The following is a 5,914-nucleotide window of genomic DNA, read 5'->3' as shown; positions in this document are numbered from 1 at the left end:
ACGATGGCCGCATCGTCAGAAACATGCAGGAGTTTGTCGGCGCCACGAATGACTTTTTGGATGTTGATGAGTAATGAAGGGAACGCATACCGTTGTCGTAGAGCGTGCAAAGGTCAAATACACACTCACGTTTAAGCGCAATATTTCCTTTATACGCGGCAACAGCGGCACGGGCAAAACGACGCTCATCTCGATGATTCGCGACTACAACGACCGAGGACCGGAAAGCGGCGTTGCACTCAGCTGCGACGTACCTTGCGAAACGCTTTCCAGCAGACGCTGGGAGCGCGAGCTGTCGATCATCGAAGATTCAATCGTCTTTCTAGATGAGGGCAACGAGTTTATCTACTCAAAGGACTTCGCCAAAGCCGTAAACGGCTCGTCCAACTATTTTGTTCTGATATCTCGTCGTGATGCCAACGAGCTCCCCTACAGCGTTGATGAAATCCTAAAGCTAGTCAACACGACGAGTAAAACAATCAATGGCCGCAAGAGCGACAGGCGCTTCTACTCGGTAACCAAGCCGCTATATGACCACACGGCAAGCATGCTGTATCAGGATCTAAATGTTGGATTCGAAGTACCCGACGCCGTAGTTGTCGAAGATAGCAAATCTGGCTATCAATTCTACGACGCTCTTTGCAACCGGCTCGGGATCCCCTGCTATACCGCCACCGGCGTAGCAAATCTAAAGCGGACAATTCACGAATGCCCCGAGCAAAACGTTCTTGCCATTGGAGACGGCGCAGCGTTTGGTCCCTACATCGAAAAGGTGCTCGGACAGCGCGTTTACAAGAACGTTCGCTTGTTCCTCCCGGAATCATTCGAGTGGACACTCCTGCGCTCCGGGCTCATACCCAGCAGTGACATTCCCAAGATCCTCAAGGATCCCTCAAGCTATATCGAAAGTCGCGATTATTTAAGCTGGGAACGATTCTTTACGGATGTGCTGATCAAGTACTCGGCAGACACTCGCTATGCCTACAGAAAGGCGCTGCTCAACGAGCAGTACCTAAAGCCACAGGCGATGGATGCAGTTGCAAACGTCTTGCCCGAGTGCCTGAAGGCAGACTAGACAGACTAGATATAGTGGGGAGGGCCAAGTTGGTCCTCCCCGTTTTTGTTACGCCTTCTTGATCACGTACGCCAACCCTATGTCGCACCCGCAGCGCACAATCGACGCAAAGAGCCATGGTACTGGCAGCGTTAAAAGCAACGGCATCGTCTGCCAAGGGATAAACCAGTCAACCGCATGAAAGGCAAAGACGGCAAGGCTTGCCTGTCCGCAGAACGCTCGCACCACCGCTTCGGCCTAAACGTATACCCGGCAAGAATAAAGAACACCGGCATGTGAAAAAGCCCAGACCACCAAGCGGTCCGGGCTTAATAAACGATGGTGCTCCATGGCGGATTCGAACCGTCGACCTTGGGATTAGAAGTCCCCTGCTCTATCCAACTGAGCTAATGGAGCAAATAACCACACGCCCAAGCAAGCGCAAGCCTGTCGGGCGCAAGTAATTATAACCTAGTTGAACTGCTCGCGATACGCCTTGCAGACCTCATCGACCGGGCCGTCCATGCGAAGGTCACCCTTCTCAATCCAAACGGCACGCTGGCAGATGCGCTCAACCTGCTCCATGGAGTGCGAAACGAACAGAACCGTCACGTCACCGCTCTGGATAAAGTGCTGAATGCGAGCCTCACACTTCTGCTGGAAGAACACATCACCGACGGACAGCGTCTCGTCAACGATAAGAATATCGGGCTCGGTAATCGTCGCGATTGCAAAGGCGATACGCGCCACCATGCCCGAGGAGAAGTTCTTAAGCGGCATATCGACAAAGTTCTGAAGCTCAGCGAACTCAATAATGCCGTCAAAGTTGGCGTCGATGAACTCCTTGGTATAGCCGAGCAGGGCGCCGTTCAGATAGATGTTCTCGCGGGCGGTCAACTCGGGGTCAAAACCGGCACCAAGCTCAATCAGCGGCGCAATGTTACCGTGCACCTTAACGCTGCCCTCGCTAGGCTCAAGCACACCGGCGATAATCTTGAGCATCGTAGACTTACCGGAACCATTGGTGCCAACCAGACCGACAACTTCGCCGCGATGAATATCGAACGAGATGTGCTTAAGCGCTCTAAACTCCTCAAAGAACAGCTCGTGCTTGGCAAGCTTGATGAAGTACTCCTTGAGGTTGGTCAGCGACTCGGACGCCATGTTAAAGATCATGGTGACGTCGTCGACCTCGACAGCCAGAGGCTGCTCGCTGTAATCAACAACAGATTCAGTCATCACAGCACTCCTTAGATGTAGAGGATGAACTTGCGCTCGGATTTATGGAACACGGTGTAGCCAATAACAAGCGCAAGAACCGCCCAAGCGACGCACATACCAAACGTCATAAGCGAGGGCGTAGTCTGGAACAGGAAGATATCGCGCATAAACTGCAGGTAGTTATACATGGGGTTCGCATAGACCAGAATGCGCACGAGATGCGGCATTTGCGCAACGAAGTCGGTCGTCCAGAAAATAGGCGTGATGTAAGTCCACGCCGTAATGACGACGCTCCACAGATGCATGACATCGCGGAAGAAGACCGTGAGGGCGGAGAGCATCATGCCCAGGCCCATGCAGAAGCACATAAGCAGCAGTAGGCAGACCGGCAACAGAATCAGGTGCCAAGAAGGCATAACGTGGAACCACAGCATAACGATGGCAACGGCGACCAGCGAGAAGGCAAAGTTAACCAGCGAGAAGAGCACCTTCTGTACTGGGAAGACCCAGCGGTGCACCTTAACCTTCTTGAGCAGCGGGGCAGCACCCACGATCGACGTCAGGGCCTGGTTCGTGGACTCGGACATGACGGCAAAGGTGACGTTACCCACGATCAAGTACAGCGGGTACATCTCGGGCGTAATTGAGCCATTGCGGCCCTGGGCGAAAATCGTCGAGAACACGATGGCCATGACGATCATCATCAGCAGCGGGTTGAGCACCGACCATGCGACGCCCAGAACGCTACGGCGATACTTGATCTTAAAATCCTTGGTAACCAGCTGACGAAGGATAAACGCGTCCTTCTCAAATTCGTTCTTAGCAAACGTCGCAGGCAGACTGCGAGTTTCTTGTTGCTTTGTCTGATCCGACACGGATGCAACTCCTTTACTCGTAATCGTTGACAAACGAACAGTATAGACCCGACGGCCATGCAAACGATTCGCGCAACAAAACTGGAGAACTAACCCACATCTTAGGATGCCAAGCCCAAACGGCTATACTTTCAAGGATTGAATGTATAAGGAGCATTAAGTGAATTCTGAATCCATCGCCGTCATCATCCCTTGCTACAACGAAGCGCTCACGATCGGCAAAGTCATCGACGACTTTCACCGCGAGCTTCCGCAAGCGACGGTCTATGTCTATGACAACAACTCGTCAGACGATACCTCACGCATCGCCACCGAGCACGGCGCCACGGTCCGCTTTGAGCCCCGTCAGGGAAAGGGCAACGTATGCCGCCAGATGTTTCGCGACATCGACGCCGATTGCTACCTGATGGTCGACGGCGACGACACCTACCCTGCCGAGGCGGCCAAGGCCCTCTGCGAGCCCATCCTTAACGGTACGGCCGACATGACCGTAGGCGATCGCCTTTCAAACGGCACCTACGCCGAGGAAAACAAGCGCGCCTTCCACGGCTTTGGCAACAACCTGGTCCGCGCCATGATCAAGTGGATCTATGGCTACAGCTTCGATGACGTCATGACCGGCTACCGCGCCATGAGCCGCCCGTTCGTTAAAACCTTCCCAGTGCTTTCCGAGGGCTTTCAGATCGAAACCGAGCTCTCGATCCACGCCGTCGACCACCGCTGGCGCATCAAAGATGTGCCCATCGAGTACCGTGACCGTCCCGAGGGTTCCGAGTCCAAACTCAACACCGTGAGCGACGGCATTAAAGTCGTTGCGATGATCGGCACGCTGTTCAAGGACTACCGCCCGCTGAAGTTCTTCAGCCTCGTTGCGCTTCTGTTCGCGGTATTCGGCCTCGCCCTGGGCATGCCCATCGTTGTCGAATATTTCCAGACCGGCCTCGTCCCGCGCTTCCCCACCGCCATGCTCGCCGCGTCGTTTATGTTCCTGTGCGGCCTGAGCCTTGCAACCGGATTCATCCTCGATTCCGTGGCAAAGGTCGAAAAAAAGCAGTGGGAGGTCAACGTGTACAGCAAATACGCCTACGACGACCAGCCTGGCAGGTCCGCCACCACGCCAAGCGAGAGGTAGATCTTCCGCAAAATACTATTGGCACCACTGCGTAGATAGCCACCAACAAGAAAAGCCGCCGTTAACAAGCGGCGGCTTTTGCTCTCGAAAAGTTAATAGCGGCTAGAGCGTCTTGAGGTACTCCCCCAGCTCTTCCTCCCAGTCGGGCATGTGGAAGCCGACCGACTCGAGCCTGGACAGGTCGAGCGCGGAGTGGACCGGGCGCGGGGCGATGGGGCCCGCGGCGCTCGCGTAGTAGTCGGCGGTGCTGACCGGCACGACCTTCTCGCCGTTGCCGTTGGCGGCCTCGAAGACGGCGCGCGCGATGTCCGCCCAGGACTTGACCGCGCCGGAGCCGGTGCAGTTATAGGTCCCGTAGGGAGCCTTCACATCAAGCACGTGGAAGATGGCCTGCGCCATGTCGCGCGTGAAGGTCAGGCGGCCCAGCTGGTCGTCCACCACGGTGACCTGCTTCAGCTTGTCCTCGGGGTCGGTGGCGCGGTCGGACAGGCCCTTCATGGTCTTGACGAAGTTGTGCCCCTCGCCGATGACCCAGCTGGAGCGCATGATGTAGTGGCGGGGGCAGCCTGCCACGGCGATGTCGCCGGCGGCCTTGGTCTGGCCGTAGACGGACAGCGGGCTGAGGGGCTCCTCCTCGTCGTGCACCTCGGCGGTGCCGTCGAAGACGTAGTCGGAGGACACGTGGACGAGCGTAATCCCGTGCTCGGCGCAGGTGCGGGCGAGCAGGGCCGGGCCGGTCGCGTTGGCCTTCCAGGCGATGGTTCGTCCCTCGGGGGTCTCTGCTTTATCCACGGCCGTGTAGGCGCCGCAGTTGATCACGGCGCCGTAGAGCGACCAGTCGTACTGCGCGTAGGCCGCCGGGTCGGACATGTCGAAGGTGTCGATGTCGCAGAAGTCGAAGTCCTTCGCCACGCCGCGCTCCTCGGCGAGCGCGCGCACCGCGCGGCCCAGCTGGCCGTTGCAGCCGGTGACGAGGGTGCGCTTCGGCGCCATGGGGACGACGTCCCTCAGCATCGGGTGGTTTTTGTCCGCCTCGGAGACGGTGGCCTGGTCGAGCGGGATCGGCCACTCGATGGCGAGCTCGGGGTCGGCGAGGTTCACGAAGGTGTAGGTCCTCTTCAGCTCGAGCGACCAGTGGGCGTCCACCAGGTAGGTGTAGGCGGTGCCGTCCTCCAGGGCCTGGAAGGAGTTGCCCACGCCGCGGGGCACGTAGATGGCCTTGGAGGGGTCCAGGACGGTCGTGTAGACCTTGCCGTAGGTGTCACTGCCCTCGCGCAGGTCCACCCAGGCGCCGAAGACGCTGCCGCGCGCCACGGAGATGAACTTGTCCCAGGGCTCGGCGTGGATGCCGCGGGTGACGCCGCGGCTGTCGTTGTAGGAGATGTTGTTCTGGACGACCCTGAGGTCGGGGATGCCCAGGGCGGTCATCTTGGCGCGCTGCCAGTTCTCCTTGAACCAGCCGCGCGAGTCGCCGTGGACGGCGAGGTCGACGACCTTGAGGCCCACGATGCCGGTCTCGGCGACGGAGAGGTCCTTCTCGAATGCGATGTCTGCCATGTGGGAAAAGCTCCTATCGAAGAGGTTGTATAACCGGGGGCGCCCGCGCGGGGCCGCAGGGTCATCCCCATGCCC

The 5,914-nt window shown here is 57.7% G+C and carries 5 protein-coding genes and 1 tRNA gene; 2 read left to right on the top strand and 4 right to left on the bottom strand.

The features are described 5' to 3' along the window. The first annotated feature begins 73 nt into the window (after positions 1-73). Complete coding sequence (locus tag AB5405_RS09410) at positions 74-1,075, top strand: DEAD/DEAH box helicase family protein (RefSeq protein ID WP_368138297.1); 1,002 nt, start codon at positions 74-76, stop codon at positions 1,073-1,075. A 319-nt stretch (positions 1,076-1,394) separates the two neighbouring features. Here the strand turns inward: AB5405_RS09410 and AB5405_RS09405 are convergent. The 3 genes from AB5405_RS09405 to AB5405_RS09395 all read right to left on the bottom strand — a co-directional run bounded on the left by AB5405_RS09405 (position 1,395) and on the right by AB5405_RS09395 (position 3,150). Next, positions 1,395-1,471: transfer RNA gene (locus tag AB5405_RS09405), tRNA-Arg, on the bottom strand. Between the two features lie 54 nt (positions 1,472-1,525). Further along, positions 1,526-2,293, bottom strand: coding sequence for an ABC transporter ATP-binding protein (locus AB5405_RS09400; RefSeq protein WP_006236046.1), 768 nt, complete (start codon positions 2,291-2,293; stop codon positions 1,526-1,528). Between the two features lie 11 nt (positions 2,294-2,304). Then, the gene (locus tag AB5405_RS09395; protein WP_232219792.1) at positions 2,305-3,150 is read right to left on the bottom strand and encodes an ABC transporter permease; all 846 of its coding nucleotides are present in this window, start codon (positions 3,148-3,150) and stop codon (positions 2,305-2,307) included. Positions 3,151-3,310: 160 nt separating this feature from the next. On the opposite strand from AB5405_RS09395, the gene AB5405_RS09390 reads away from it, so the two are divergent. Beyond that, entirely contained in the window at positions 3,311-4,282 is a 972-nt protein-coding gene (locus AB5405_RS09390) for a glycosyltransferase family 2 protein (RefSeq protein WP_368138296.1), read from the top strand. A 102-nt stretch (positions 4,283-4,384) separates the two neighbouring features. Here AB5405_RS09390 and AB5405_RS09385 read toward each other — a convergent pair whose 3' ends face one another. Continuing rightward, positions 4,385-5,839, bottom strand: coding sequence for a sugar nucleotide-binding protein (locus AB5405_RS09385; RefSeq protein ID WP_368138294.1), 1,455 nt, complete (start codon positions 5,837-5,839; stop codon positions 4,385-4,387). Positions 5,840-5,914 lie beyond the last annotated feature (75 nt).

It is taken from the genome of Collinsella aerofaciens (genome assembly GCF_040920445.1).
Classification (GTDB): Bacteria; Actinomycetota; Coriobacteriia; order Coriobacteriales; family Coriobacteriaceae; genus Collinsella; species Collinsella aerofaciens_BH.
Note: the sequence above shows the minus strand (reverse complement) of the source record. Positions and strands in the feature narration are given on the sequence as shown.

Coding starts and splice junctions, on each gene's coding strand:
- AB5405_RS09410 (WP_368138297.1), top strand. CDS start 74: ATGAAGGGAACGCATACCGTTGTCGTAGAGCGTGCAAAGGTCAAATAC.
- AB5405_RS09400 (WP_006236046.1), bottom strand. CDS start 2,293: ATGACTGAATCTGTTGTTGATTACAGCGAGCAGCCTCTGGCTGTCGAG.
- AB5405_RS09385 (WP_368138294.1), bottom strand. CDS start 5,839: ATGGCAGACATCGCATTCGAGAAGGACCTCTCCGTCGCCGAGACCGGC.